This is a genomic window from Mycobacterium sp. ACS4054, from assembly GCF_001667275.1.
Taxonomy (GTDB): domain Bacteria; phylum Actinomycetota; class Actinomycetes; order Mycobacteriales; family Mycobacteriaceae; genus Mycobacterium.
Genome location: NZ_LZHV01000009.1, coordinates 1 through 2,636 on the forward strand (window position 1 = coordinate 1; position 2,636 = coordinate 2,636).

Consider the following 2,636-nt stretch of genomic DNA (forward strand, 5'->3'; position numbering starts at 1 on the left):
CAACGACGCCACAGCGCACTCGCAGGACTACCCCCGATCAGCCGACTGCGACCAACCTGATGGCTGAGTACAGCTAGCGCGGCTGCAGCCGGAAGATCGGAATGTCCCGGCCCACCGGCGCCGTCTTGTCCCGGTAGTCGGCGTAGCCCGAGTAGATCCGGTTGGCCAGTTCGAACAGTCGGGCGTACTCGTCGGGATCGGTGACCTGCCGCGCCGTGAATGGCTCGTCGCCGAACTCGCAGTCCGGATGCGCCTTCAAGTTGTGGTACCACTGCGGGTGTTTCGTGCCGCCGAAGTTCGAGGCCAACAAGATGACGTCGGGGCCGTCGTGGAAGTAGGTGAGTTGCACCTCCCGCTTCTGGCCGGACTTGGCGCCCGTGGTGACGAGCGGCGCGTTGATGATCGCGCCCATGTTGACCCGCCCTCCGGTGAGACGAAACAGGTACGGATCGGTGTGGCGCGCGATGTGACGGGCCATGAACTGCCCCGCGCGCGAACGCCCGAATCGAACACTGGCCCGGTACAACGCGCCCCGTCGCTTATGCGGGTCCACGTACCGCAGCGGCATATCCCGACAATACGTGCGCGGCATCGAGGCAAACTTTGGGGCTTGCCTGGATTCCGGTCCGGGGAAATGCTTTAGGGATGGTGGAGCGAGTGCGGCCGTGGGTCCGGCGGTTCACGGGGACGGTGCTGGGCTGCGCGTTGGCGTTGTCCGGCCCAGGGCTGGCGGGCGGCGTGGCCCACGCGGCCCCGACCTCGCACTGGTGCCCGGGCAATCCATGGGACCCGAGCTGGGGCACCGTTTACAACTGGGACTGGCATCAGTGCCACGACTGGCAAGGGCCGGCGGGCCAGAGCTTCCCGGCGGGTGCGGGACCCTGGGGACCCACGCCCTTCTGGGCGCCGCCGCCACCACCGCCACCCCCGTGGGCGCCCGGGGCCAAGCTGATGTGGAATCCGACCGGCGCCGGAAATTGGGGATTCTGGAACAACGGGATCTGGACTCCGGTCTGACGCGGGGCCGAACGGCCGTGGGGGAGGCCTGATGCGGTGGCGGGGTGTATGTCACGTCGAGTTTGCGGTGCTGGACTATGACCAATCGATCGCGTTCTACGACGCACTGTTCGGCTGGCTCGGCTACAGCAGCTTCTCGTCTCTGAACATGGAGTACGAGTCGACGTATTACATGACGCGTAATGCCAACCCGCACAGCTACATTGGCATTCAGCCGGCCCACACCGGAGGGAAGCTGACGCACCGCAACCAGGCGGTCGGGATTAACCACGTTGCCCTGTGGGCTCGCGGCAGGCGAGAGGTCGACCACTTTTACCGTGAGTTTCTTACCGATCGAGGCATCCCGGTAACCGACGAGCCGCAGGAGTACCCGCAATACTGGCCCGGTTACTACGCCGTCTTCTTCGACGACCCGATCAACGGGATCCACTGGGAACTGGCTTGGATTCCCAAAGTCCCTACTCCTCGACAAGTTTGGCGGTTCTATCGGTCAATCCGGCGTTTCGCGAAGGTCAGGCCGGACCTGGCCAACACGGTGCCGGGTGTCCTTCGGCAGGCCAAGAGAACACTGCCAAGACGCCCGGCGCGGGGATAGGGTGAGTTGTGGCCGTCGATGACAGCGCCAACACACCCGATGAGCCTCAAGGCCGGGCGCACGCGCTCGATGAGCGCGAGGACGCGGTCCGTCGCCGTGAGGTCGAGGTCAAGAGGCGCGAATGGCTGGCGGGCAGGCGCGATCGGGTCGCCGATAATCGCGATCGAATCGCCGATGACCGCGAACAAGCGGCGGACGAGCGGGAGCGGTGTGCCGACGAACGCGAGGGCACGGCCGCGCAGCGCGAGCTCGAGCGAGTGCGGCGCGAGGACGACCGGCAGAAGCGGGCGGAAGCCCGGGAGAAGCGGGACCAGGCGAGCATCGACCGCGAGATGGCCGAGTCCGAACTTGGTCCGAATGAGGCCCGCCGGTAAGTTTGCTGGCTAGCGATCTGCGGCGACGCTGGATTTGCGCTAATGTGCGGCCCACGCCATTGTCCGCTTAGCGAATGACGTGGGCCACAATTTTTGGCGAACATTCGCAGCTATTGCTAGCGTCCCCGGCCATGGTAGTACTTGCAACATTGATGTCATTGATCAATCAGGTGTCCGGAACGCCTTATATTCCGGGTGGAGATTCTCCCGCCGGGACGGATTGCTCGGGGCTCGTTTCGTGGGTTGCCAATGCAGCATCCGACCGCCCGGTCTTCGGCAACCGGTTCAACACCGGAAACGAAGAGGCGGCTTTGTTGGCGCGCGGTTTTCAGTATGGAACCGCCCCCAACGCCCTCGTGATCGGGTGGAACGGCGGCCACACGGCCGCCACCCTGCCGGACGGGACCCCGGTAGCCAGTGGTGAGCGCGGTGGCGTGCACATCGGTGGCGCCGGCGCCTACCAGGCGGGCTTCACGCACCACATGTTCCTGCCCATGCCCGACGCCGAGGGAATCCTGCCCCCGCCGCCGGACGCCCCCCCCCCCCCCCCCCCCCCCCTACGCAGGTTGAAAACAAGCGCCCCCGGAAAAACGCGGAGCGCCAAGGGCCGCCCCCGGCCCCGCGTTGCGTTTCAGAGAAACGCGAAGATT

Annotated in this window: 4 protein-coding genes and 1 pseudogene; 4 read left to right on the forward strand and 1 reads right to left on the reverse strand. The window is 65.8% G+C overall.

The window, feature by feature from the left end; translation table 11 throughout:
* Positions 1–73: 73 nt before the first annotated feature.
* Entirely contained in the window at positions 74–568 is a 495-nt protein-coding gene (locus tag A5730_RS01215) for a nitroreductase/quinone reductase family protein (protein WP_067894510.1), read from the reverse strand.
* A gap of 77 nt (positions 569–645) precedes the next feature.
* On the opposite strand from A5730_RS01215, the gene A5730_RS24080 reads away from it, so the two are divergent.
* The 4 genes and pseudogenes from A5730_RS24080 to A5730_RS24085 all read left to right on the forward strand — a co-directional run.
* Positions 646–1,017 carry a hypothetical protein gene (locus A5730_RS24080; protein ID WP_082946663.1) on the forward strand — a complete coding sequence of 124 codons (372 nt, stop codon included), beginning with the start codon at positions 646–648 and terminating at the stop codon, positions 1,015–1,017.
* 31 nt (positions 1,018–1,048) lie between these two features.
* The gene (locus A5730_RS01220; protein ID WP_067894513.1) at positions 1,049–1,612 is read left to right on the forward strand and encodes a VOC family protein; all 564 of its coding nucleotides are present in this window, start codon (positions 1,049–1,051) and stop codon (positions 1,610–1,612) included.
* A gap of 8 nt (positions 1,613–1,620) precedes the next feature.
* Complete coding sequence (locus A5730_RS01225) at positions 1,621–1,986, forward strand: hypothetical protein (protein WP_067894516.1); 366 nt, start codon at positions 1,621–1,623, stop codon at positions 1,984–1,986.
* A gap of 74 nt (positions 1,987–2,060) precedes the next feature.
* Positions 2,061–2,525: pseudogene (locus A5730_RS24085) on the forward strand (hypothetical protein); the annotation flags it as partial.
* Between the last annotated feature and the right edge of the window lie 111 nt (positions 2,526–2,636).

What these genes read in the sequence shown, in the direction of transcription:
- A5730_RS24080 (WP_082946663.1), top strand. Translation starts at nt 646, where the DNA reads ATGGTGGAGCGAGTGCGGCCGTGGGTCCGGCGGTTCACGGGGACGGTG.
- A5730_RS01215 (WP_067894510.1), bottom strand. Translation starts at nt 568, where the DNA reads ATGCCGCTGCGGTACGTGGACCCGCATAAGCGACGGGGCGCGTTGTAC.
- A5730_RS01220 (WP_067894513.1), top strand. Translation starts at nt 1,049, where the DNA reads ATGCGGTGGCGGGGTGTATGTCACGTCGAGTTTGCGGTGCTGGACTAT.